Source organism: Shewanella woodyi ATCC 51908 (assembly GCF_000019525.1).
GTDB classification, from domain to species: Bacteria; Pseudomonadota; Gammaproteobacteria; order Enterobacterales; family Shewanellaceae; genus Shewanella; species Shewanella woodyi.
Genome location: NC_010506.1, coordinates 4,559,306 through 4,582,866 on the forward strand (window position 1 = coordinate 4,559,306; position 23,561 = coordinate 4,582,866).

General features: G+C 43.6%; 22 protein-coding genes, 1 pseudogene and 1 riboswitch. Of the genes and pseudogenes, 14 read left to right on the forward strand and 9 right to left on the reverse strand.

What is annotated here, in order from left to right; all coding sequences use genetic code 11:
* The first annotated feature begins 52 nt into the window (after positions 1-52).
* The 3 genes from SWOO_RS19285 (at position 53) to SWOO_RS19295 (ending at position 2,470) form a co-directional block, all read left to right on the forward strand.
* The gene (locus tag SWOO_RS19285) at positions 53-322 is read left to right on the forward strand and encodes a hypothetical protein (protein ID WP_012326335.1); all 270 of its coding nucleotides are present in this window, start codon (positions 53-55) and stop codon (positions 320-322) included.
* A gap of 134 nt (positions 323-456) precedes the next feature.
* Positions 457-2,034: an autoinducer-2 kinase gene (gene lsrK, locus SWOO_RS19290; RefSeq protein ID WP_012326336.1), complete on the forward strand. Its 1,578-nt coding sequence runs from the start codon at positions 457-459 to the stop codon at positions 2,032-2,034.
* 61 nt (positions 2,035-2,095) lie between these two features.
* The gene (locus tag SWOO_RS19295; protein WP_012326337.1) at positions 2,096-2,470 is read left to right on the forward strand and encodes a cupin domain-containing protein; all 375 of its coding nucleotides are present in this window, start codon (positions 2,096-2,098) and stop codon (positions 2,468-2,470) included.
* Here SWOO_RS19295 and SWOO_RS19300 read toward each other — a convergent pair.
* From SWOO_RS19300 to SWOO_RS25615, 3 genes and pseudogenes are all read right to left on the reverse strand, one after another.
* Positions 2,467-3,087 (reverse strand): response regulator, encoded by a 621-nt coding sequence (locus SWOO_RS19300; RefSeq protein ID WP_012326338.1) that lies wholly within the window; start codon positions 3,085-3,087, stop codon positions 2,467-2,469. The genes SWOO_RS19295 and SWOO_RS19300 overlap by 4 nt on opposite strands.
* Before the next feature lie 3 nt (positions 3,088-3,090).
* The gene (locus SWOO_RS25610) at positions 3,091-3,954 is read right to left on the reverse strand and encodes a sensor histidine kinase (RefSeq protein WP_012326339.1); all 864 of its coding nucleotides are present in this window, start codon (positions 3,952-3,954) and stop codon (positions 3,091-3,093) included.
* A 12-nt stretch (positions 3,955-3,966) separates the two neighbouring features.
* A pseudogene (locus tag SWOO_RS25615) lies at positions 3,967-4,418 on the reverse strand (cache domain-containing protein); the annotation flags it as partial.
* Between the two features lie 420 nt (positions 4,419-4,838).
* Here SWOO_RS25615 and SWOO_RS19310 point away from each other — a divergent pair.
* The 4 genes from SWOO_RS19310 (at position 4,839) to SWOO_RS19325 (ending at position 8,888) form a co-directional block, all read left to right on the forward strand.
* Positions 4,839-5,906: a TRAP transporter substrate-binding protein gene (locus SWOO_RS19310; protein ID WP_012326341.1), complete on the forward strand. Its 1,068-nt coding sequence runs from the start codon at positions 4,839-4,841 to the stop codon at positions 5,904-5,906.
* A gap of 105 nt (positions 5,907-6,011) precedes the next feature.
* Positions 6,012-6,524, forward strand: a complete 513-nt coding sequence (locus SWOO_RS19315) for a TRAP transporter small permease subunit (protein WP_012326342.1) — start codon at positions 6,012-6,014, stop codon at positions 6,522-6,524.
* A complete protein-coding gene (locus SWOO_RS19320) occupies positions 6,524-7,819 on the forward strand; it encodes a TRAP transporter large permease (RefSeq protein WP_012326343.1) in 1,296 nt (431 codons plus the stop codon). The genes SWOO_RS19315 and SWOO_RS19320 overlap by 1 nt, the downstream gene beginning before the upstream one ends.
* Before the next feature lie 34 nt (positions 7,820-7,853).
* The gene (locus SWOO_RS19325) at positions 7,854-8,888 is read left to right on the forward strand and encodes a DcaP family trimeric outer membrane transporter (protein WP_012326344.1); all 1,035 of its coding nucleotides are present in this window, start codon (positions 7,854-7,856) and stop codon (positions 8,886-8,888) included.
* A gap of 131 nt (positions 8,889-9,019) precedes the next feature.
* Here SWOO_RS19325 and SWOO_RS19330 read toward each other — a convergent pair whose 3' ends face one another.
* The gene (locus SWOO_RS19330; protein ID WP_012326345.1) at positions 9,020-9,541 is read right to left on the reverse strand and encodes an NADPH-dependent FMN reductase; all 522 of its coding nucleotides are present in this window, start codon (positions 9,539-9,541) and stop codon (positions 9,020-9,022) included.
* A 140-nt stretch (positions 9,542-9,681) separates the two neighbouring features.
* Between SWOO_RS19330 and SWOO_RS19335 the strand changes: the two genes are divergently transcribed.
* Positions 9,682-10,584 (forward strand): LysR family transcriptional regulator, encoded by a 903-nt coding sequence (locus tag SWOO_RS19335; protein ID WP_041417799.1) that lies wholly within the window; start codon positions 9,682-9,684, stop codon positions 10,582-10,584.
* Positions 10,585-10,640: 56 nt separating this feature from the next.
* Here the strand turns inward: SWOO_RS19335 and SWOO_RS25620 are convergent, their stop codons facing one another.
* On the reverse strand, positions 10,641-12,155 hold the full coding sequence (locus SWOO_RS25620) for an alpha/beta fold hydrolase (protein WP_012326347.1): 1,515 nt from the start codon (positions 12,153-12,155) through the stop codon (positions 10,641-10,643).
* A 268-nt stretch (positions 12,156-12,423) separates the two neighbouring features.
* Between SWOO_RS25620 and SWOO_RS19345 the strand changes: the two genes are divergently transcribed.
* On the forward strand, positions 12,424-14,592 hold the full coding sequence (locus SWOO_RS19345; protein ID WP_012326348.1) for a cation:dicarboxylate symporter family transporter: 2,169 nt from the start codon (positions 12,424-12,426) through the stop codon (positions 14,590-14,592).
* A 231-nt stretch (positions 14,593-14,823) separates the two neighbouring features.
* Here SWOO_RS19345 and SWOO_RS19350 read toward each other — a convergent pair whose 3' ends face one another.
* From SWOO_RS19350 to SWOO_RS19360, 3 genes are all read right to left on the reverse strand, one after another.
* On the reverse strand, positions 14,824-15,054 hold the full coding sequence (locus SWOO_RS19350) for a hypothetical protein (RefSeq protein ID WP_012326349.1): 231 nt from the start codon (positions 15,052-15,054) through the stop codon (positions 14,824-14,826).
* Between the two features lie 242 nt (positions 15,055-15,296).
* Positions 15,297-16,079: a CLCA_X family protein gene (locus SWOO_RS19355; RefSeq protein ID WP_012326350.1), complete on the reverse strand. Its 783-nt coding sequence runs from the start codon at positions 16,077-16,079 to the stop codon at positions 15,297-15,299.
* 66 nt (positions 16,080-16,145) lie between these two features.
* Positions 16,146-16,682: a dihydrofolate reductase family protein gene (locus SWOO_RS19360; protein WP_012326351.1), complete on the reverse strand. Its 537-nt coding sequence runs from the start codon at positions 16,680-16,682 to the stop codon at positions 16,146-16,148.
* A gap of 195 nt (positions 16,683-16,877) precedes the next feature.
* On the opposite strand from SWOO_RS19360, the gene pyrC reads away from it, so the two are divergent.
* Positions 16,878-17,912 carry a dihydroorotase gene (pyrC, locus tag SWOO_RS19365; RefSeq protein WP_012326352.1) on the forward strand — a complete coding sequence of 345 codons (1,035 nt, stop codon included), beginning with the start codon at positions 16,878-16,880 and terminating at the stop codon, positions 17,910-17,912.
* A 248-nt stretch (positions 17,913-18,160) separates the two neighbouring features.
* On the opposite strand, the gene arcA is transcribed toward pyrC, so the two are convergent.
* On the reverse strand, positions 18,161-18,880 hold the full coding sequence (arcA, locus tag SWOO_RS19370) for a two-component system response regulator ArcA (RefSeq protein ID WP_012326353.1): 720 nt from the start codon (positions 18,878-18,880) through the stop codon (positions 18,161-18,163).
* A gap of 571 nt (positions 18,881-19,451) precedes the next feature.
* On the opposite strand from arcA, the gene SWOO_RS19375 reads away from it, so the two are divergent.
* The 4 genes from SWOO_RS19375 to SWOO_RS19390 all read left to right on the forward strand — a co-directional run bounded on the left by SWOO_RS19375 (position 19,452) and on the right by SWOO_RS19390 (position 23,507).
* Positions 19,452-19,889 (forward strand): DUF3293 domain-containing protein, encoded by a 438-nt coding sequence (locus SWOO_RS19375; protein WP_012326354.1) that lies wholly within the window; start codon positions 19,452-19,454, stop codon positions 19,887-19,889.
* Between the two features lie 158 nt (positions 19,890-20,047).
* A riboswitch (Lysine riboswitch) is annotated at positions 20,048-20,222 on the forward strand.
* A 135-nt stretch (positions 20,223-20,357) separates the two neighbouring features.
* The gene (lysC, locus tag SWOO_RS19380; protein ID WP_012326355.1) at positions 20,358-21,710 is read left to right on the forward strand and encodes a lysine-sensitive aspartokinase 3; all 1,353 of its coding nucleotides are present in this window, start codon (positions 20,358-20,360) and stop codon (positions 21,708-21,710) included.
* 86 nt (positions 21,711-21,796) lie between these two features.
* Positions 21,797-22,903 carry a succinylglutamate desuccinylase/aspartoacylase family protein gene (locus SWOO_RS19385; protein WP_012326356.1) on the forward strand — a complete coding sequence of 369 codons (1,107 nt, stop codon included), beginning with the start codon at positions 21,797-21,799 and terminating at the stop codon, positions 22,901-22,903.
* A gap of 94 nt (positions 22,904-22,997) precedes the next feature.
* Positions 22,998-23,507, forward strand: a complete 510-nt coding sequence (locus tag SWOO_RS19390) for a hypothetical protein (protein WP_012326357.1) — start codon at positions 22,998-23,000, stop codon at positions 23,505-23,507.
* Positions 23,508-23,561: the final 54 nt, after the last annotated feature.

A 23,561-nucleotide genomic window follows, 5' to 3' on the forward strand; every position in this document is an offset into this window, starting at 1 on the left:
GAGAGGTTAGCAAGTATTCGTCTTTGCTACTTCAAAATAATAAGGAGATATCATGCAACTTTTTATAGGTCTCGTACTTTGTATTATAGGAATATTTTCCCTGATCAAACTTCATATTTTCGTAGGGATTATATTTCTTTTTCTTGGAGCAGGCGTACTGCAAGGGTTGAGAAGTGGCAAGAGTTTTGACCTCACCACTCGCACTGCTCATAAAAGAGGTGGAACAAGCTATGGTGACAGTGGTTTAGGAGGTGGCGATGGAGGCTTCGGAGGAGGAAGCGGTGATGGCGGTGGTAGTTGTGGTGGTGGAGGCGGTGATTAAGCCACAAAGCCATCTACCAAGTCAGCTAAATAGACTAACTTGATGTTTAAATAAAACCTAGATGTGAGAACAATGCTTTCTCCGCCCCTAAAATAGCGGAGAAAGCCCATACAAAGCAGCATAAGGAGATGAATATGGATAAATATCTGTTAGCCATCGATGCCGGAACAGGAAGCGGCAGAGCAGTGCTGTTTGACCTTAAAGGCCAGCAAATTTCGGTCGGTCAAGAGGAGTGGTCACACCTAGAAGAGGAAGGCGTTGAGCACTCTATGGGCTTCGATTGCCAGCAAAACTGGGCCCTCCTTTGTCGCTGTATTCAACATGTAATAGCAGATGCCAACATCACTCCCGAGCAGATAGTATCCATTTCAGCCACCAGCATGCGAGAAGGCATAGTACTCTTTGACAAAGAGGCTAACGAGATCTGGGCTGTAGCCAATGTCGATGCTAGAGCGGCTCAGCAGGTAAAAGCGCTAAAAAGCGCCATCTCAGATATTGAGATAGAGTATTACCGGCAATCAGGACAAACCTTTGCCCTAGGTGCATTACCAAGAATTTTATGGCTTAAGGAGCATCACCCAGAGATCTACGAGCAAATGCACACTGTGGCCATGCTCAGTGACTGGATCTTGGCAAAACTTAGTGGCGTTATCGCAACCGAGCCCTCAAATGCTGGCACAACGGGGATCTTCTCGCTATCAAAGCGCCAATGGCAACCTCAAATGGCCTTAGAGGTTGGCGTCATCGATACCATTTTCCCCACCGTACATGAAACAGGCACTCGAATTGGAGAGGTCACTCAATGCGCTGCTGAGCAAACAGGGCTCGCAGCAGGAACGGCAGTGGTAATGGGCGGCGGTGATGTACAACTCGGTGCGGCAGGTCTTGGAGTGGTCAATCTAGGCGATATGGCTGTGCTAGGCGGCAGCTTTTGGCAGCAGGTCGTCAATATTCCTGCCACCACAACGCCACCTAAGGATATGTCAATTCGCGTTAACCCTCATGTTATTCCTGGTTTGTCTCAAGCAGAGGGGATCACCTTCTTTAGCGGCCTAGTGATGCGCTGGTTTAGGGATACCTTTTGTAAACTTGAGCAGTTAGAAGCGCAGCGTCGTGGTATCGACACCTACGAGCTTCTTGAGGAGATGGCCCGCGACGTCCCTGTCGGCTCCCACGATATCATCCCAGTATTTTCCGATGCCATGAACTACGGCAACTGGTATCACGCGGCTCCCTCATTTATCAACCTCTCTCTGGATCCTGAAAAGAGCGGCCCCGCCTGCCTATTTCGAAGTCTTGAGGAGAACGCCTGTATCGTATCAGCCATCAACTTAGAGAAGATACATAACTTCACCGCCAATGAAATTAGTTCAAATAATGATACATTAGTGTTTGCTGGCGGCGCGAGTAAAGGCACACTCTGGCCACAGATTTTGGCAGATGTGACAGGAAAAAAGGTCAAAATCCCTAAAGTGAAAGAAGCTACCGCACTGGGAGCCGCTATGGCCGCAGGTGTGGGAATTGGTATCTACAAAGATATGAAGTCGGCGGCAAATGAGTTAGTGGCGTGGGAGAAAGAGTATCAACCCAATAGAGATAACTTCCAACAATACCAAGAGCTGAAACAGCGCTGGCTGGAAGTTTATCAACAGGAGTTAGGTTTAGTCGATAAAGGACTAACCACCTCCATGTGGCAAGCACCAGGATTGTAATACCAGCGAGTATAAGAAAGTTATCAACACAATATAAAACTTAACGTGAGTAGGAACAGCTATGTATTTAACGAATGAATCTGAGCACGACTATCGATTTGGCGAATATGGCCCTAAATATGTCACCAATGGTCCAAGAGTCGATTTCGGTATTGTGGTGATCACGCCAGGCGAAGCTCACCCTTGTCACAAACATGTCAAACAGGAGGAGTCTTTCTTGGTCCTCGAAGGCGAATGTGCCGTCTATGTTGATGGTGTTCGAGTCTTGATAAAAGAGGGAGATTACCTACGTTGTGAGCCAGGAGAGTCACACCTGTTCCGTAATGAAAGCGATAAAAACTTCAAATCTGTCTTCGTTAAAGCGCCTTACATGGAGGAGAAAGACAGCGTCTATATCGACTGGCAACCAGGACAAGAGTTTATTAAAGAGGATTAACCATCAAGCCCGTGATCAATCGCGTAACGCACTAGGCCCGCACTGGTTTTAATGGCTAACTTGTCTTTAATATTTCGCCTATGTGTCTCTATGGTGCGAACACTAATATCGAGCTCTCGAGCGAGCTCCTTATTATTCAATCCAGAAGCCAGCAAACGAAGCACAGTCTGCTCTCTGGTGGTTAATACCGTATTTTTATCCGGTTCCTGACTACTCTGGACTAAGAGATCTGAAATAGCTCGACTGTAATAGATACCACCATTATGAATAACCCGTAAGGCATAGAACATCTCAGCGGCACTGATATCTTTAAGGGCATAGCCTCTCACTCCACGATTAAGTACGCTCAACACATACTCCTTATCATCATGCATACTCAGGATTAATATTTTAATCTCGGGAAACTTATCTTTAAAAATCTCCGCAGCATCCATGCCATTCATCTCAGGCATACTGATGTCCATCAACACAATATCGGGCATTAGATTAGGCATCTTCTCAAGGGCTTCTTTACCATTTGCAGCTTGGCCAACAATGACAAAGTCATCATCCATAGATAAGCGGGCAATTAACCCCTCTCTAAAGATCGGATGATCGTCCACAATAAAAATTCGCATCGGCTACCTCTTCTCTGAATTACTGTATTTGAGTAGTTTTTTGGGTAGTTTGGCCACGACTTTAGTCCCCGATGACGCGCTGTAAATATCGAGCCTGCCATTAAAGTAGCTAATACGCTCCGCCATATTTCTCAGTCCAATTCCAACAAATGGAGATTTATTCCGGCTTAACTTCTGCGTATCAAAACCAGCTCCATTGTCAGAGATTGAGAGAATAAACCAGACGTCATTAACCTTAACTTTTACTGTGACTTTTGTAGCATGAGCATGGCGCTCAATATTAGTCAGTGCCTCTTGTGCAATACGGTACAGGGTCGTTCTTGCATCGCTGGGAAGTAATTTATTAATGGCAAGAGGCTCAAAAGCGATATCAATATTGAGTCTATTTCGATAGTCTTCAATTAACGCCGAGAGCGCAGCAGATAAACCATGATCCTCTAGTAAGTTTGGATGCAGATCCCTAGATATTCGACGCACATCATTAATCGTCGCATCTAAATACTGCTCACATTGGGTCAACTCCTTAGTGGCTACCTCCCCTTTATCCAATCTAAAAATAGCATTTTCAACCACGTACTTTGTCGAGACCAACATCTGAATAATGCCGTCATGTAGCTCTCTAGAGACCCGTTGACGCTCAACCTCCTGGGTATCGACAATACGGTTAGTCAGGGCTTTAAGCTTTACATCAGCCAATTTCCTCTCGCTTGCCTGCAGAAAAAGACCGGAAAAAAACACCACCACAACACCGGCAACCGTTAACACAAAAATAACTACAAATGTCTGATTAATATATCCATTAATCTCATTTTGTAGCGTCACGACATCTCGGTCTATATCATCAATATAGATCCCAGTTCCTACCATCCAACGCCATTTATCCAACATGACAGAGTAAGCAAGCTTCTTAGCCAGTAACCCCGTTGAAGGCTTCTCCCACAGATATTCATGAAACCGCCCCCTTGCTGCGCATTGGAGATCAAGATCTGAATTAAGGGATTACCGGACACATCAACCCAATCCCATAGATCTTTGCCGACACGATAAGGCTGACGAGGATGAACAATATTGACGCCTCTGTCGCTATAAACGAAAAAGTAGCCATCATCGCCGTGTTGCAAGGTATTAAGGATCTCAGCAACCTGCTTCTGGGCAAGCAAGTCCTCCTCACTGGCAGCCTGATAAATATGGCTAATCGCTCCCATCGCTAGCTCGATATTTGATTGCAGCTGCTGCTTTCTTAACTCAAGGATCTTCTCTCGATAAGATGCCCCACTCTGCTCCGATAAGAGTTCAGATTGATAATGTAACGCCAAAACAATAATCAGCATTGAGAGCACTAGCGGAAGAATACTGAGTGCAATAATCTTCTGTTTGAAGTCCAAAACTGGGTCCCATTGAAATATTTTTATTTTGTTATTGTCTTAATATTAGTGCACTAGCCAGAGTAAATTTCAACCTAACCCGATTTTACAGAGTGATATTTCAGCACTAACAAATACCGCAGAGCAATGTTACAGAAAGGTAAATTATTGTTTTAAAAAATGATAAGCCAGTTGAGTTTTATCTATAAAAAATTTGTCTTTTCTCTGCTCAATCCGATTAAAGAGGCTTAGACAGAGGGAACATTACGAGAAAAACTAAGAACAACTACGTAAAAACCCTTAGATGGCTCAGTAGTAAAACGAATATCTAGCCTTTAAAAAAATAACTAACTTGGCAGTTCACTAATTTGATTATGGGACACCAAGATGTTCAAACACCTATCTACGACACTCATTATCTCAACGCTACTTTTAGCATCTAGCAGCTCAATCGCTGATGAAAAGAAAACCTATCGCTGGCGATTAGCTGAAACCTGGCCAAAGGATTTTCCAGTATTTGGCGACACAGTGAAAAGCATGGCACAGCGGGTTAAAGAGATGTCTAACGGCCGCCTAATTATCTCTATTGATTCCAAAAATAAACACAAAGCCCCTCTAGGCATCTTCGATATGGTTCGAGCAGGGCAATATCAGATGGGCCACTCAGCTTCCTATTATTGGAAGGGGAAAGATCTCAAAACCATGTTCTTTACAACCAGACCCTTTGGCATGACCGCAACCGAACAGTACGCTTGGTTTTACTATGGCGGCGGCATGGAGCTAATGCAGGAGGTCTACGGGCCCTATGGACTCCTCTCCTTCCCGGGTGGCAATACTGGTAATCAAATGGGTGGCTGGTTTCGTAAAGAGATCAAGTCGGTAGATGATCTGCAAGGCCTTAAGATGCGGATCCCAGGTTTTGCCGGAGAGGTGATATCTAAACTAGGTGCAAGCCCAGTCAATATCCCAGCAGGCGAGCTATATACTGCACTTGAGCGAAATACTATCGATGCTTTGGAGTGGGTAGGACCATCACTGGACTTACGCATGGGCTTTCAAAAGGTTGCTCCCTTTTATTACACAGGCTGGCATGAACCCGCGACTGAGCTGCAGTTTCTAGTGAATGAGAAAGCCTTTAATACGCTGCCAAACGATTTGCAAGCTATCTTAACTATCGCCATGCGAGCTTCTGCCTATGACATGTATGCTCAATCGATGCATGAAAACGCCATCAACCTTGAAAAAATAGCGAAAGAGCACCCAGAGATCCAGATAAAGACCTTCCCAGCAAGCATCATGCTCAAGCTGCAACAAGCCAATAACGATTTAATAGAGCAGTTCAAACAGCAAGACCCACTTACAAAAGCGATCATCGAGTCACAGGAACGTTATCAAGAGATAACACGTCCATGGACACAAATATCTGATCAAACCTATCTGGAAATTAGCCAGTAACGACTGAAGGGCTTGATGCGTTTCAAGCCCATTTACTAAAGAGCTCTGACTTTACCTTAGCTCGGCATTCAGTGCCTACTCGGCCATAAATATAAGAAAAGTCGTATGAAAAAAACACATACTCTACTCGGTAAACTACTGGATAGCTTAGGTTATCTCTGCGCCATTTTAATGATTTTGATGTTATTTAATGTCTTTTATGACGTTGTGATGCGCTACCTATTCAATAACATCTCCATTGCGATGCAAGAGCTGGAGTGGCACCTATTCTCCGCCATGTTTATGTTCGGAATAGGTTACACACTGAAGGAGGATGGGCATGTAAGGGTAGATATCTTCTACGACAACCTAAGCCGAAAAACTCAAGCTATGATCAACATCTTAGGGGTACTCATCACGGTATTTCCCTTTAGCCTACTTATCATCTATTTCGGTGCCGCTTTTGTTGAGGATGCCTATCAACTCGGCGAGAAAAGCCCAGATCCCGGCGGACTCAGTTACTTCTGGATCATAAAGTCAGTCATTCCACTCTCCTTTGTCTTCGTGATCATCGCAGGGATATACCGATTAATCGGTGAAGTATCAGTCCTGCTTGGCTCACCAGTGGAGGCAAAATAATGACTGGTTTAGCGCTCTTTATTATCGCGATGATCGCCATCTTCTTTGGCTTCCCCATTGCATTTACCTTTGCTGGCGTCTCTATGGCTATCGGGATCTTAGTGCTCGGCATCGATCTATTCGCATTTATGCCATTTAGAATTATGAGCACGATGCAAAACACCATTTTGATGGCAGTTCCCCTGTTTATCTTTATGGGGATCGTATTGCAGAAGACTAATTTGGCTGAAGAGCTGCTTGAGTCCATGGGGAAACTTTTTGGAGGACTTAAAGGCGGTTTGGCAATATCGACCATCATTGTCGGCCTATTTTTAGCGGCATCTACGGGAGTGGTTGGCGCCAGTGTGGTTGCCATGGGGGTAATATCCCTGCCAGTGATGCTCAAGCATAGATATGATCCGAAATTAGCCACAGGCATTATTTGTGCAGCAGGCACTTTAGGTCAAATCGTTCCCCCTTCGATTATCTTAATCATCCTCGGAGATGTAATGGGACTGCCTGTTGGCGATCTGTTCACCGCAGCACTTCTGCCCTCCTTGATACTGGTGAGTGCTTATCTCATCTATATCTTAGCCATAGTCAACATCAAACCCAGTATTGCACCGCCCATAAAAAATGAGCTTGATGAGCCTAACCTGACCATGGTTATCAAGTGCTTGAAACTGATTATTCCACCGCTATTTCTCATCGTTGCGGTTTTGGGCTCTATCTATTCAGGACTGGCAACTCCCACAGAGTCTTCCGCTCTGGGTGGCGTTGGCGCCCTATTGCTGGCACTCATCTATAGCAAGTTCAAGTTCAAACTCCTTTTTGACAGCGCACTAGAAACCGTCAAGGTCTCCTCTATGGTGTTTGCCGTGCTTATCGGCGCCACAGCATTTTCTATGGTGTTTAGCTATAGCGGAGGAGAGTCCATCGTTGAGGAGTTTTTTGTCTCGTTGCCAAACGCCCAATGGACATTTGTACTTATCGCCATGCTCACCATTTTTATCTTAGGTTTCTTCATCGATTTCATTGAGATCGCCTTCATCATAGTGCCAATTTTGACCCCGATAGCCCTCTCGTTGGGACTCAATATGAACTGGCTCGCCATTCTTATCGCCATGAACCTACAAACCTCATTTTTAACGCCCCCCTTTGGCTTCAGTCTGTTTTACCTCAAGGGAGTCGCGCCACCACAAATTAAGACATTAGCGATCTACAAAGGGGTGCTGCCCTTTATCGCCATACAGATGTTAATTCTGGCTCTTCTCGTTTTCTTCCCAGAACTATTTGGCCTTAGTCGATTGAGTTAAAAAGCGAAACTAAAAATAAAATAAGGAGATAGATATGAAAACTTCAACATTAGCCCTCATCACATTAGGACTCTTTAGCAGTTCGAGTTACGCAGCTTTCGAGTTTGATCTCGGTGAAGACAATAAGCTCAAATTCGGAGGGTATCTTAAAGCTGATGTCCGCCACGTATCCGGCGAAGTGCCTTATCGCCCATTTTGGATAGCAACGGGCGCTACAGGTGAAGACTCATCACAAACTAACTTCACCATGCGAGAGTCAAGATTTAACGCCAGCTACACCCATGGCAAGGTGATGGGATTTGTGGAGATGGATTTTTACGGCTCCGATGGCAGCGAGGCGGTCGTCAATAACTACGACCCAAGATTACGTCACGCCTTTATCAAATATGACAACTGGCTTGTAGGTCAAACATGGTCAACCTTCATGCCACTGACAGCGATTCCTGAGACCTTAGATTTTGGTGGCCCCCATGTCGGTGAAGCCTTTATTCGTCAAACTCAGATCCGCTACACCTATGGTGGCTTTCAGTTCGCATTGGAAAATCCAGAAACCACTGGCGCCGACAACAAGAATGATGCTATTCCCGATATTGTTGGACGCTACATACATAAAGCCGATTGGGGAGAGCTTGGGGTTGCCGCATTAGTCCGTCAACTTGACAGCGATGGCATAGATAAAACCACTGCCGCATTTAACCTTTACGGTAAGTTGTTAATTGGAGAAAGGGATGATTTTCGTTTTCAGGTCAATGTTGGAGAGTCAGGCAGGTATGTGGCACCGGGGCTGACCACAGATATCATTCCTGATGGTGACAATAGCGTACCGGAAGAGACCACTGCCTATTACGCCGCCTACCGTCATTTCTGGAGTGAGAGTTATCGCAGCACCCTCTTTTACGGTCATGCAGAAACCGACATTCAAAATAGAGAGAGACAGATGTGGGGAGTAAACCTGATTAAACAGCTCACGCCACACCTGTGGACAGGGATAGAGATCGGTAATTATGAGGTCAGTGATGCCGATGCAGACTCAACTTACCTGCAGTTCTCAGTGAAATATGCTTTATAAATCTAGGCTTTACCCATTTGAAATGGGCTAGAGATTCCATCCAAGGTCTCCCAACCTTGCTTTTAACATGAAACTTCATGTTACCGCTTAGTTAACGCCTAAGCGGTTTTTTTCAACTTGATATGTAAATATTAAAGCTTATTCACCGCTTCATACAAAGCTTGCTTTAACTCTTCATTACGCAGTTTACCGGCTTCCATATCAAAGTTATCAAAGAAACTCGGGATAGATAAACTCGCTTTAACATCCCCAGCAAAGTGTGGCGCAGAACCTTTTGCAGCCGTTAATACGGTATTGGCGCCACCGGGTCCTGGGGAGGTCGAAAGTAGTACCATAGGTTTGTTTTGAAATACTTTTTGATCGATACGAGAGGTCCAATCGAACAGGTTCTTGTAAGCCGCCGTGTACGAGCCATTGTGCTCAGCAAATGAGATGATAATGCCATCAACTTCGCCTATTTTTGCAAAAAAACGCTGTGCCAACTCAGGGTGACCTAACTCATCTTCCCTATCTTGACTGAAAAGTGGCATCTCATAATCATTAATATCGAGTATCTCTACGTCGGCTCCTTCAACGAGTGAAGCTGCGTAGGTGGCAAGTTGCTTATTGATAGATTTTGAGCTGCTGCTGGCAGCAAGGGCTAATAGTTTCATGGGCTTCTCTCTTAATTAGTCATCATTCATTAAAAAGGCGAGCTGCTGTCACTGAACGACAACTAACAACTCAATGAGAAGCAGTGTATATTAACATTCAATTAAGATTAATAACCTCAATTTATAAAGACTATTTCCATATGACTATGAATAAGCTGTTTGATGGCGTAGTGATCTTCACCCAAGTGGTCAAAAGTGGTGGCTTTTCTGCGGCGGCTGAAGCCTTAGGCCATTCCACCTCTTACGTCAGCAAAGAGGTGAACAAGCTTGAAAGTCGCCTAGGGGTAAGACTGCTTAACCGAACAACACGCTCTATTGGATTAACCCCAGAGGGACAAGCCTACCATCAGCAATGCCTTCAACTTGTTCAGGACGCAGAACAAGCGGTTCAACTCATCACTCAACATGATGTCAGCCCAAAGGGGCACTTAAAAATCAGCAGTCCAGTGGGGTTTGCCAATAACTATCTGCGGCCTATATTGAGCCAATATATGCTGAATTATCCTAATGTAAATTTAGAGTTAGATCTTAATGATCGCCGTGTCGATGTGATAAGCGAAGGCTATGACTTAGTGATTCGAGCATCACAGAACTTAGATGAATCTAGCTTAATCTGCCGTAAAATATACTCTTGCAAAGCCTACACAGTAGCAACGCCAGAATACCTTTCCAAACATGGACGCCCCTATCACCCTCAGGAGTTAGCTAAACATAACTGCCTTTGTTACTCCAACCTAAAACTACCCACGCGTTGGCACTATAGCGACAAGCAAGGTAAGAGCTTTTTCGTCGATGTTAGACAAAAAGTTCTTTGTAATAGCGGTGAGATGGAGTTTGCAATGACCTTAGATGGTTTAGGGATCTGCCGCTTACCTGAGTTCTATCTGCAAGATACCCTAGAGACAGGCAAGCTTGAGATCCTCTTTCCCCAGTATCCAACGACAGACATAGATGTGTTTGTGGTTTACCCAAGTCGTAAGCACCTATCACCTAAGGTCAGGGCCTTTATCGATTTGGTCGTCGAGCGACTTCCAAACCGATGATATAGGTCAACCTCTTGCAGGAACGGTAACAAGTGGATCTTCTGAGTGAAGAAGCGCTACTTACTAGAATACAGTAACTCATCAAGTGTTGTTTCTGTTAACTCATAGACTCCATGAAGAAGTCCACTGAATTGCTGACTTTCGCTCTTACAGATAGAGAATACAACTTGAGAGTGTTTATCTGAATAGATTGTATATTCTCCTCCTATAATCTCAACGCCGGCTAGGTCGAGTCGACTACCTGATAATGAGATCGCTTTATCCCCCTTAATGACCCCATTAGTAATACGAATTACGGATTCATCTGCCTTCAGTGCAATACGATGACTCACCAATAAAAGGTTCTCAACTTCAACTAAGGAGTCATTCGCCTCTAGACTAGTTGCAGTCACCTCTTTCAACTTGATATTGGTACATTGATTTAAAATAATTGCATCAAAATTACCGCTATAGGTCATATTAGCTTTATTATCACAAACAAGATCTCCTTGGCTCTTATCTGTTTTACCTTTCTCCACAATTGACTCTTTAACAGTTTTTGAGGCAAGCGCGTGTTGCAATTCAACCATAAACTCTTGGGGATGACTTTTCATTGGTACATGAGAGGCATTTTCGATGATTACTAAGCGTGCACTTTCAATATTGGCAGACAGAACTTTTGCCGTTCTTATAGGCGCAACAGTATCCTTCGCTCCCCAGATAATCGATGTATCGACAGTTAAATTTCTTACTGCCGAGTTAAAATCCTCTTCAACCAAACTCAGTGCAGCATTGATATTAGGTGAGTTCGACAACAATGCATTCCAAGTCACATCATTACCGTGTAAGAAATCGGATGCAGGATCATGCAAGGTGCCTAACTCAACCAGAGATGAGCCAAAGTCATTAACCTGCGCTATGGTTTTTTTAAGCATATTCGGAACCAATGACTCATCAAAAGGAAGCTCGCTAATATGTTTAACAAAGGCCGTTTTTTCAAGCACTCCTGCAACGTCGATTAACACAAGCTTATCCACACTGTTTGGATACATGGATGCAAACCTGAGGCTTATCGCGCCTCCCATCGAATGGCCAACGAGAGTGATAGGCGAGTCTACATATTGGTTCAGAACAGCATTAAGCACTTTTGCATAATTTGTTGGCGTGTAACGCCCTTGGGGAACACCTGATAAACCAAAGCCTGGCAGATCAACTGCAATAACATGATATTGCTCAGCTAATTTAGGAATTAGATTAAACCAATCTTTCATTCCTAGCTCACCAAGGCCATGAACCAAAACTATGGTCTTTCTGTGTTGAACACCATCTTCTAAAATGACCATTTGGCTATTAAAAATTGGCTCATTGAAATAGGAGTAATGCCAGTTGGCAGGTACATCCAAAGGCAGAGGCTTAGCGAGTGCCAGCTCTTCCGTTTTGTCATCTAAAGAGAACTCAGTGGTGATTTTATTTTCGACCTCCTTATAACCTGATTTCACTTTATCCAGCCAAGAATCAGCAGAGAGAGTTTCTGTACTGGCAACAACCAGTAACATCAATAACATGTAACGATAAATAGTATCTATCCGCACTTCTTTTCCCTAAAGAGCAAACCAACAAAAACAATACAGAGTAATAATAAAAAAATAAACATACCCCTTTATCAGACAACTCATCTATCAGCACCTTTTTACAGCCCAATAAATAGACACGTAGCTTATCTAAACTAAAAAATACTCTACAAACACATGGTAGAATGTTGAATAGTTTGAGATCTCTTTGTTACTGTTTTCTTAAACTCGCGATTACGCAATTCCAAAATATGAGTGTTTCAGACAATTTTCTTTAGGACGTCTTAAAGTGATAAAAAAACTCTTTACCATGACTAGCTCATCTCAGATGTTAGTCGCCATGTTTATCGGTTTCGGCGTCGGGATCTTTTTCGGTGAATCTGTTGGTTGGTTAAGCACCGTAGGTAATGCCGTTATTTTATTGATGCAGATGACAGTACTTCCCTATATTTTAGTCTCACTCATCGGCGGCATAGGTAAGCTGAAAAAGAGTACCGCGACCCTTATTTTTAGTCGTGCCGGCCTTATTATGCTTCTGCTCTGGCTTTTGGCTTTAGTGACCATTGCACTGATGCCGCTCTCCTTTCCCTTTGTTGAATCCGCCTCATTCTTCAGTACCAGCAGCATAGAGCCTGCTACGGCCATAGACTACTTTAAGCTCTATATTCCCTCTAACCCGTTCGAGTCGATGGCAGCAGGATATGTCCCCGCTATGGTGGTGTTTAGCATCGCCATGGGCTTAGCGTTAATTGGCATGGAGGGGGAGCATAAACAGCAGATATTAACCTTTATGCACACCAGCGGTGAGATATTTTCCCGCATCACTAGAGGTTTGGTAAAGGTACTCCCTATCGGTATTTTTGCTATGTCAGCATCGGCAGCCGGTACCATGGGGGTGGATGAATTTGCCAGTATGCAGGTCTACCTTATCAGTTACTTCGTACTCTGTTTACTACTGACATTCTGGATCTTGCCTTGGATAGTTTCCTCCCTAACTCCCATCACCTTTCATCAAGCCCTTAGCATAGCGAAAGCAGGGATAGTAACAGCGTTCGCCACAGGTAATATCTTTATCGTTATCCCAGTGATTATAGAAGAGTGTAAGCAGATAATGGCGGAGCATAATCAGCTTACTGAAGATGGTGCGACTTTGATTGAAATCTTAGTACCTATCGCTTTCACTTTCCCCAATATAGGTAAGTTGACGGTTATCCTATTTGTATTTTTCGCAGGGTGGTTTAACGGAACTCCAATAGATATCACGGCTATTCCTTCGCTCTCTATCAGTGGGCTATTGTCGCTGTTTGGCAGTGTTTATGTGGCGATCCCATTTATGCTTGATCTGGTTCACCTTCCCTCAGATCTCTTCCAGTTATTTGTGATGTCAGGCTTTATTACCGGGAAGTTTAACTCTATTGCCGCAGTAATGAACCTGTTTACTCTAACACTACTGACAGCTGCGTTATTTCACGGTTGCCTCAAGCTATCTCCTCCTAGACTTATAAAAATGGGCCTAGGTATCGCGGCCGGCACCGCTATCACTATCGTGCTATTACGTGTTGGTATGGGGATGTTTATCCATAGTCCAGAGATCACCAGCGGCGTTATTGCCAATATGCAAGTTGCCGATAAAGTACCAACTACCGTTGAGAGGCAGTTCCCACAATTAGGTAAGACTCCCACCCACCCCATTGCCGATCTGCAGACTATCCGTGCAAGAGGCACTTTGAGAGTCGGCTATATTCCTAGTAACGTTCCCTTTAGCTACTACAACAACGCAGGGCAGTTAGTAGGCTTTGACAGTGCAATGGCAAGTAAACTCGCCGAAGATTTAGATCTAAAAATAGAATTTATCCCTTTTCAGAAAGATAAGCTGGCTGAATCACTTAAAGCGGGCTTTTTCGATATCGCCATGTCCGGTTTAGCTATGGATATCGAGCAGATGGATAAACTTAGCTATGCTGAGCCAGTACTTGAGCTAAACCTAGCCATCGCCACCCGCGATCATATGGTTAACCGCTTTAAAAGCACCGAGCGCATCTTGTCTTTAGAGGAGATGACCATAGCTTATGTTGAGCACAGCGATATTATTGAGGAGGCAAAGAGAAAGTACACTAACCTTAACTTTGTTAAAATTCCTGGTTATAAGAACTTTTTTAGACAGAAAAGTGATAAATATGATGCCGTAGTCATCAGTGCTCAAGCAGGCTCAGCCTGGACTCTCTTCTTTCCGGGCTATGGTATAGCAATACTTGAGAACAGTGTCCGCTACCCTGTTGCCTACGCCGTGGCTCAGAACAATCAATCCCTGCTTAACTATGTTAATAATTGGCAAAAACTACGTAAGGTCGATGGCCACCAAGATGCGATCTATAACTATTGGATGTTAGGACAAGGGGCTATTGAGGAGAAACCACGTTGGTCAGTGATACGTGATGTGCTGCACTGGGTGGATTAAACTCGTGATCCATCCATGGCGAGCAGCATAAGTGTTCTGACCTACAAGGTCTTAAGCGTTCCATACGCTAAAAAGACATTCCCCATATCCATATGGGTCAACGTAGGAAATGCCGATAAATGTCAGTAACTTACAAGGATGTAGAAAATGCCGATAAATGCCAGGAGCATTTACGGCCAGACACAAAAAAACGAGCTATTAAGCTCGCTTTTTTGGCACTAGCAACGGATATTACATTCCGTGACAGTCTGCACACTCAGCCATGGTCAATGTCGCTTCATGAAGCTCCATATCCATTTCGTGAGCATCAGAAAATCCATGACAATCATTACACGTACCAAGTGTTGCTTCAGCTTCAACGTGTGTTGCCTGATCGATAGGCTCATGACAATCAGTACAGTCAACTGCCGCAGCAGAACCAGCAAAAACAAGAGCAGCAGCAAGCAGAGTTAGATATTTCATAGTCGTTCCTCAAAGATGGGGTATATAACCCAGGCTACAGGGCTTTTGATACCTAACTTAGGTAAATAACCCCTAGCATTTTGGCAGCATAGAGTAAGTTTGCTCACAACTCCTGCTCCCCGTTTAGTATTAGTTTTATCCATAATACTTAATTAAATCTTAATAAAAATGGGAGGGGCTCATTATTGCCAACTAGATCATCACCTATAGTGCAAAGCTGTGAACTTCATCAAGAAATAAGGCTATTTTTCACGCTCAATGGCTTCCCCTAAAGGCTCAAAATAGCCGATAAGAGCAGCAAAAATCTGTTTTCTATGTTGAAGATCTGGATAACCACCAGCAGTCGCGAGTGAAGAGGTCAAGGTCTCATTGACTAAATAGGGATTACTAATATCAGGATATGATTCAATACACGCTTCAAATGCTCTTGCCATTAACTCTGTAGGCTTAGAAAAATATTGCCCTCCATATTGTTTATCGAGCGCTAGACCACGGGTGACAAAATCATTAGCGTCACCACCATCATCTGTCAGTAATGCAGTGGTAAATACCTGCTCTAGTCGCTGGTTTAACGGATGCGCTATTGGCCTAACATCCGCGAGCCAACAATGACTGGCAAAAGATATCCCTACTGGAGATATATGGTAAGACTTAGACGAGATGTAGTGATCAAACGCGTGCCAAAACTCATGAGCTAAAGCTCCTGCCCCAGCATTTTTTGCCAAAGCAAGTTCACGGTGCGCCGGAATATAATGGGCTTGTACCCCTTTTTGCCCCCCACTACCAAATGCTAAGTTAAGTGTCTGCCTTAAGCCTAATGCATGGGGAGGAAGTTTAAGAATAAAGGCAAGATCGGCTAAGGAGTCGAAAATAAGATTAGCCGCTTTATGCTTCTCATCCTCTTCGACCCAGCTACCAATACGGATATGGTTTAGATTAAAGGTTTGCTTTATATCGTTAAAGCTTACCTGCTCACCAAAGCGATAATCGGGCCCTTCCCTTCGATACTCTTTATGCTTTAACACTATCGCTCTGCTTATCTCTTGTTACTTTTAGATGGAAAAATAGTATATCTGTTATATGACAAGGATTTAATCACGTGCCCTAAAGTAATAATTCTTAACCACACAATCTAACAGTGGCTCACTCTTTACATAGCTAAATTTCAAAGGTTCAAGCAGATCACCAAACAGGGGCGAGCCACCGCCTAACAACACCGGGATCGTGGTGATGATCATCTCATCAATAAGGTCTGCTTTAAGGAAGTTTTGTATCGTAACTCCGCCGTCAATATAGAGATTGTTATATCCTAGAGCGTTAATCTTCGACATCACCTCTTTGGGAGTGCCATTAAGTAAAAAGGCCTTATCTTCGACCCCTTCAGGCAGTTGAGTTAACCTATTACTCAACACGAATACGGGTTTATTATAGGGCCAGTCGACACCAAAACTAAGTACCATCTCAAAGGTATTTCGTCCCATCACTAACCCATCAACACGCTCCATTAGTTCACCAAAGCCCATATCTGAACCTTCAGGGTTTGGCAGCTCATGCAGCCAATCTACACTGCCATTTTTATCGGCAATATATCCATCTAAGCTGGCTGCGATATACACGATATTACTCATAAATAGCTCTCCCACTGTTAGGCTCAAAAATTCAGGTATTAAACACCTCGCTCATTGGTTTAGGAGAGGCTGTCCTGTGCAGGTTGGGATTGTAGCAAAACAATAAACTCAGCTATCAAGAAAATTCAATTTCTGGCATAATATCGCGCACAAAATAGCTAGTTATGTCTTGCCGTAAACCCATAGGAACTATAGATGACGCAGATCACCCTACTTACTCCCGATGATTGGCACCTTCACTTCCGTGATGGTGATATGTTACAAGAAACCGTTCCGGCCACAGCTCGACTGTTTCAGCGTGCTATTGTTATGCCAAACCTACTGCCTCCTGTCACAGATGCTAAACTTGCATCAGCCTATCGTGAGCGTATTCTGGCGGCACGTCCTGAAGGCTCAAGCTTCGAACCTCTGATGACTATTTTCCTTACCAACGACACCAGTAAGCAAGATATTATCGATGCTAAAGCGGCTGGTGTTGTTGCTGCTAAACTCTATCCAGCAGGTGCAACCACCAACTCAGATGCGGCAGTAAAAGGCCTCGATGCTCTATTTCCTATATTTGAAACCATGGCAGAGATTGGCATGCTTCTCTTAGTACATGGTGAAGTGACTGAATCACATATCGATATTTTCGATCGTGAAGCGCTATTTATCGAGCGTAACTTGTCACGAATAGTTGATGCTTTCCCACAACTTAAAGTGGTTTTTGAGCATATCACCACCAAGGAAGCAGCTGAGTTCGTGACCTCTGCATCTGACAATGTAGCAGCGACTATCACTCCACAGCACCTATTACTAAACCGTAATGATTTACTAGTCGGCGGTGTTCGTCCACACAACTTCTGCCTACCAGTACTCAAACGCAATATACATCAAGAAGCCCTAAGAGCCGCAGTTGCAACTGGTTCAAGTAAATTCTTTCTAGGCACAGATTCAGCGCCTCACGAGAAACACCGTAAAGAGTCAGCTTGTGGCTGTGCAGGCTGTTACAGCGCATGGAGTGCACTGGAACTCTACGCTCAGGTATTTGATGATTTAGGTGTGATAGAGAAGCTTGAGGGCTTTGCTAGTACTCATGGTCCAGATTTTTATGGTTTACCAAGAAACACAGGTACGGTCACGCTAGTGAAAGAGAGCTGGACGGTTCCAAGTGAGATCATTTTGCCAAATGGCAATCCAATCGTGCCTTTCTTCGCCGGCGAAGAGGTCAATTGGAAAGTAAAAAGCTAGTATATATACTCAAACAACTTCAAGATGCAGTATTCAGCATGTCGAGAAGTGACAGAGTTCAAGGCATGAAATAGTAGCTACATTAGCCATGATGAATTAAAAAAGCCTGCAACTGCAGGCTTTTTTGACTTTAACTTTTACAGTGTTTTTACTGTTACTAATAAACAAAAAACCAGTAGCTTTTTGGGCTACTGGTTTTAAAAGTGTCAACGTCTAATCAGACATAGATAGAGGTATAAGCGCTAGCTTTATGCCTCTTCTAAGTTACCGCAGAAACGGTAACCTTCACCGTGAATAGTTGCGATAATTTCTGGCGTATCAGGCAAGCTTTCGAAGTGCTTACGGATACGACGGATTGTCACATCGACAGTACGGTCATGGGGCTTAAGCTCACGACCAGTCATCTTCATTAGCAGATCAGCACGGCTTAAGATCTTACCTGGGTTCTCAACAAAATGCAGCATAGCGCGGAATTCACTACGTGGCAGCTTGTATGATTCGCCTTGTGGGCTAACCAATGAACGGCTGTTGATCTCTAAGCTCCAACCGTTGAAACGGTAGAACTCGACAGCGCTTTTCTCTTCAGACTCAGCACCTGTGCTATTAACACGAGTTAATAGGTTACGGGCACGAATCGTCAATTCACGTGGGTTGAATGGCTTAGTGATATAATCATCAGCACCAATTTCAAGACCTAAGATCTTATCAACTTCGTTATCACGGCCTGTTAGGAAGATTAGACCGATGTTGTTGATTTCACGAAGTTCACGTGCTAACAAAAGACCATTTTTACCAGGAAGATTAATGTCCATAACAACTAAGTTAATCTTGTTTTCCTGCATGGCTTTATGCATCTCAGCGCCATCATTAGCTTCAGTTACCACATATCCTTCGGCCTCGAAAATACTTCTTAGCGTGTTCCGGGTAACGGCTTCATCTTCTACGATTAGAATGTGCGGGTTTTGCATATTAATTTACCTAATTTTGTTCAATTCTGTTCTAACCATGAGCGCACTAAATGCGTAACGCTCGAACTCGTCTTGATGACAATTTACCGATCTAGTAAGTGCTTTCAAATCTGGACTGAAACAGCAACACACTTCCATGATGGTAAAGTATGCGTATCTCATTTAATAGAAACGCGAACTGTATTCACTTCGATTAACAATAGGGGAGTTAAGTTCCCTATAAAATTAAATAAAATGAAGTAAAAATGTGAAATGCAGCCTAGCTCACATTTTGTACAGGAATTTGGCTAACTCTTGCTTCGATATTAAGTACCAATCTAACAAAATGCTTTCCATTTTTTATCAATGGTCATCGAACCAAGTGAAGCTATTGTACTCGTTTTAGGCATTTGTTAACAAATGAAATGTTAACAAATTTACTTGCGGATATGAGCTTGATCACACTTTAAAAACTAAGTAACTGATTTTATTGGAAGTGGCAAAAAAGAATTGTGTGACCTGCATCACGCCACTAGGAAGATTATTTCAATTAGGTATAATCTTTTGGATCTAATTGGAAGGTATGATGCAAATGAATCAGTCGAATAATCAGCTTTGGCAATGTTATCAAAATGCACGATTTCTATTTACTCAGCCCCTCTCTTGTGAAGTTTCCTTTGCCATCATTACCGCACATAATCCTAAAGGCGAGATCCTCTCTGCCTGCCAAAATCGACTTCTAGATAGACAACTGCAACATGAGATAGAGCAACTCAGACAACCATACCGTGCCATGGTCGGAACTTCAGTTGATCACAGTCATATGGAGAAAAGCTGGGCTGTTTCGACCACTAAAGATTCAGCCTTACATCTAGGCCGCATGTTTAATCAAAATGCTATCTACTATGTGGAACATGACAAATTGCAGCTTGTTCCCTGTCTTCTATCCCCTCTTCACCATAAAGAACAACTCATCGGCCACTTCTCATCCAGAGTTAGCTTAGTTAATGAGCTCCCCGATTATCTCTGACAAATTCTCACTATAAACCACTAAAATAAATACTTTCTAGGTGTTAAACGCTGTTTTTAACGGTTATTGGTTAATATCTGTTTTAGCCATTGACTTAATTGCTTAAAATTTGATAGTTTTTGCTTTCCTTACTCTACAGTTCACAATCGGTAGAAGCGAGGTACAGAAGAGGTGCGTTAACTAGGTAGTAAGTCTGAGAAGTCCAAACTTTGATGATGGCTTATGAGGGAGATTAACGCCGAGGTGTTGCAGTGTTTGGAATCACTCAATATCGGTCGAATGGGCTGAATCCCATAGATTGTCACCTTTTATTGGTGGAGAGCTTCTGGTGGTGATATCTGTTTCCCTTCTAAAGGGTGCGTAATCTTTGCACCAGGCTCTTCGAACGAAGTTAGTTCGGAGCGTGATCATGTTATTTTTCCAAAGTTGTTTTTCTTGCCTGTTTTCCTGTTCAGCGGGGGCAGCATAATGTCATTAATTGTAGCTAAATTTGGTGGGACCTCTGTTGCAGATTACTCAGCGATGAGTCGCTGTGCTGACATTATTATTGCCAACCCTAATACTCGAGTCGTCGTTGTCAGCGCTTCAAGCGGGGTAACTAACCTCTTAGTTGAATTAACTCAAGAGCAGACAACAGATGAGCGCAGAAAACAGCTCATTAAACAGATAGCACATATTCAATATCAAATTTTAGATGATCTTGGCAGACCTCAAGAGGTTGCCGCCCGTCTCGACAGTGTGCTGAGCCGTATTGCTGTACTCAGTGAGTCCCTAAGCAGTAATAGATGCAAAGCAACAATGGATGAACTATTAGCACAAGGGGAGCAGTGCTCATCAGCGCTCTTTGCGGCAGTGCTAAGAGAGAAAGGTGAAACCGCTAGCGCCTTTGATGTTAGACAAGTGATGCGTACCGATAGTCACTTTGGACGAGCAGAGCCTCAGATTGAGACCATTGCCAAACTTGCAAATGAGCAACTCTTCCCCTTATTAAGCTCACAACGAATTGTGACCCAAGGCTTTATTGGCGCCGATGAAGCAGGCTCTACTACCACCCTTGGCCGTGGTGGCAGCGACTATTCAGCAGCCCTGTTAGCGGAAGCCTTAAAGGCCTCAGCAGTTGAGATTTGGACTGATGTTGCAGGTATCTATACTACCGACCCTCGCCTTGCCCCTAACGCCTCTCCTATTGCAGAGATCAGCTTTAATGAAGCGGCAGAGATGGCTACTTTTGGTGCGAAGGTACTGCATCCAGCCACAATTTTACCCGCCGTTAGACAGAAAATTCAGGTGTTTGTAGGCTCCAGCCGTGAGCCAGAACGTGGTGGTACTTGGATCCGTCATCAGGTAGAAGAGGCGCCAGTATATCGCGCTGTTGCGGTGCGCCGCGATCAAACCTTACTCAACCTACACAGTTTGCAGATGCTCCATGCTCAAGGCTTCCTTGCCGAAACCTTTGCCACTCTTGCTAGGCACAAGATAAGTGTTGATTTGATCACCACCTCTGAGGTTAATGTCTCTTTAACCTTAGATAAAACAGGCTCGGATTCTGCTGGAAATGGTCTACTGAGTGAAGCCTTACTACAAGAGTTATCTCAACATTGCCGAGTTAGAGTCGAGGACAGCTTAGCGTTAGTTGCCATTGTGGGAAATAAAATCGCCTCGACGCCAGGTGTTTGCCGCCGGGTATTTGAAGTATTAGAACCCCATAACGTCAGGATGATCTGCCAAGGTGCCAGCCCCCATAATTTGTGTGTACTCGTAGCTGAATCTGAAGCGGCTCAAGTGGTCAGTGCATTGCACGAAAATCTATTCGAAGCTTAATGCTTTCTTTCTAGATTTTAGGTGCTAAGTTCCAGGTTTTAGGTTTTAGGTTTTAGGTTTTAGGTTTTAGGTAAAAAGGATAGATAATGCGTGTTTCCCAAACCTCATTAAAAGTTGGTGAGCTTGCCACAGGTCAGGACCTCACCATCCCCATATTCAGCCTTAAGGCTGAAAATGGCAGTGCACCGAATGTCTATATTCAGGCTAACGTGCATGGTGCTGAAGTTCAGGGCAACGCGGTTATCTATCAACTTATGCAGTTACTAGAGAGTTATACCCTGCGTGGCGATATCACACTGGTGCCTCTGGCAAACCCTTTAGGCATAAATCAAAAAAGCGGTGAGTTTACCCTAGGACGATTTGATCCCATAACAGGGGTGAACTGGAATAGAGAATACCTTGATCACAAATTAGATATTGCAGCTTGGTACAGTGAAAACCAAAGCCTCTCTAATGATGAGATAATCCATGCTTTTAGAGGTAACTTGCTTGAGTCTTGTCAAGCGCGACTAAATAGTGAATGGGGAGTCACAACAGGCCACCAGCAAGCAGTACTTTTACAATCAATGGCGCATAAGGCTGATATTGTACTCGACCTTCATACTGGGCCTAAGTCCTGTAAGCACCTCTACTGCCCTGAATATGACGCAAAAGCAGCGGCCTTTTTCTCTATCCCCTACACCTTAATGATCCCCAATGATTTCGGCGGTGCCATGGACGAGTCTGTTTTTTGTCCTTGGTGGCAACTGATTGAGTTTATGGGCACTAAAGGAAGAGAGATGGAGATCCCTGTATCAGCTTTTACACTGGAGCTAGGCTCTCAAGAAAATATTAACCTTGACGATGCACTCATCGATGCCAAGGGCATACTCGCTTATTTAAGCCACAGAGGGGTAATCACTGAAAAAGTAGAGCCTGCAATGATGGCACGCCATGCTTGCTACCTAAGAGATTACAAAAAATATCACTCCCCCCTAGGTGGCATAGTGGAGTACCAAGCTGAAGTTGGAAAACCACTAAAAGCTGGAGAGCCATTAGCCAATATACTTAGGTTAGATCTTTACGGCAGCGACAAGGTCCTCACCCCACTCAAGCTAGAGCAAGACTGCGTCCCAATACTCCACTTTGCCTCAGCATCGGTTTATCAAGGAACAGAGCTCTATAAAGTGATGACAAATCTGTTTGAGATTTAGCTGGGTCATTTAGCAACAAGACATTGGCTAGCTCCAGATGTTACGATTATGTTTACTGCAAAATATAAATATATCGGCCAACATAGGGATTATTATGAAAAAAGCCATGTTGAGTACCCTGTTAGTACTTTCTACTGCATGTTCAACGGATAAAATCGACAAAACTGAAACACCAAGTGCAATGCCAGTAGAAACGAGCACGTCAACAGTCATAACAAAAGATGAAACTGTTAATAAAAAGAAGCTACTTATCACTGAACAAGATAAGAAGACACAGGACAAAACGTATAGTTATCGATTAAATGACCAAAAATTCACTTCTAACGCTAAAGTTTTAGTGAAAGGAAGCTCTGTATCAAGCCCTATCATGTCAGAGTCAGGGGTTTTAAAAGGAAGCTTTGTCGTTATCACAACAGCCAAAACAGAAAGTTTATCTACCCATTACAAAGTGAATAAAATAGCTAAAAACACCTACCGATTAATTCCAATAAAAAATCAAACAGATCTATATAATCTTTATTCTAATTTACTCAAAAACAGTGAACTCTCTCGAGTCGAAATAGAGGTTGATTACAGTCGAGCCTCAACGGCACAAAGTTACTGATTTTTTTGACTGTTGATCATAAATTTTGACATAAAAAAGAGCCATAACCTATAG

Coding starts and splice junctions, on each gene's coding strand:
- SWOO_RS19285 (WP_012326335.1), top strand. CDS start 53: ATGCAACTTTTTATAGGTCTCGTACTTTGTATTATAGGAATATTTTCC.
- lsrK (WP_012326336.1), top strand. CDS start 457: ATGGATAAATATCTGTTAGCCATCGATGCCGGAACAGGAAGCGGCAGA.
- SWOO_RS19295 (WP_012326337.1), top strand. CDS start 2,096: ATGTATTTAACGAATGAATCTGAGCACGACTATCGATTTGGCGAATAT.
- SWOO_RS19300 (WP_012326338.1), bottom strand. CDS start 3,087: ATGCGAATTTTTATTGTGGACGATCATCCGATCTTTAGAGAGGGGTTA.
- SWOO_RS25610 (WP_012326339.1), bottom strand. CDS start 3,954: ATGGTAGGAACTGGGATCTATATTGATGATATAGACCGAGATGTCGTG.
- SWOO_RS19310 (WP_012326341.1), top strand. CDS start 4,839: ATGTTCAAACACCTATCTACGACACTCATTATCTCAACGCTACTTTTA.
- SWOO_RS19315 (WP_012326342.1), top strand. CDS start 6,012: ATGAAAAAAACACATACTCTACTCGGTAAACTACTGGATAGCTTAGGT.
- SWOO_RS19320 (WP_012326343.1), top strand. CDS start 6,524: ATGACTGGTTTAGCGCTCTTTATTATCGCGATGATCGCCATCTTCTTT.
- SWOO_RS19325 (WP_012326344.1), top strand. CDS start 7,854: ATGAAAACTTCAACATTAGCCCTCATCACATTAGGACTCTTTAGCAGT.
- SWOO_RS19330 (WP_012326345.1), bottom strand. CDS start 9,541: ATGAAACTATTAGCCCTTGCTGCCAGCAGCAGCTCAAAATCTATCAAT.
- SWOO_RS19335 (WP_041417799.1), top strand. CDS start 9,682: ATGACTATGAATAAGCTGTTTGATGGCGTAGTGATCTTCACCCAAGTG.
- SWOO_RS19350 (WP_012326349.1), bottom strand. CDS start 15,054: ATGAAATATCTAACTCTGCTTGCTGCTGCTCTTGTTTTTGCTGGTTCT.
- SWOO_RS19360 (WP_012326351.1), bottom strand. CDS start 16,682: ATGAGTAATATCGTGTATATCGCAGCCAGCTTAGATGGATATATTGCC.
- pyrC (WP_012326352.1), top strand. CDS start 16,878: ATGACGCAGATCACCCTACTTACTCCCGATGATTGGCACCTTCACTTC.
- arcA (WP_012326353.1), bottom strand. CDS start 18,880: ATGCAAAACCCGCACATTCTAATCGTAGAAGATGAAGCCGTTACCCGG.
- SWOO_RS19375 (WP_012326354.1), top strand. CDS start 19,452: ATGAATCAGTCGAATAATCAGCTTTGGCAATGTTATCAAAATGCACGA.
- lysC (WP_012326355.1), top strand. CDS start 20,358: ATGTCATTAATTGTAGCTAAATTTGGTGGGACCTCTGTTGCAGATTAC.
- SWOO_RS19385 (WP_012326356.1), top strand. CDS start 21,797: ATGCGTGTTTCCCAAACCTCATTAAAAGTTGGTGAGCTTGCCACAGGT.
- SWOO_RS19390 (WP_012326357.1), top strand. CDS start 22,998: ATGAAAAAAGCCATGTTGAGTACCCTGTTAGTACTTTCTACTGCATGT.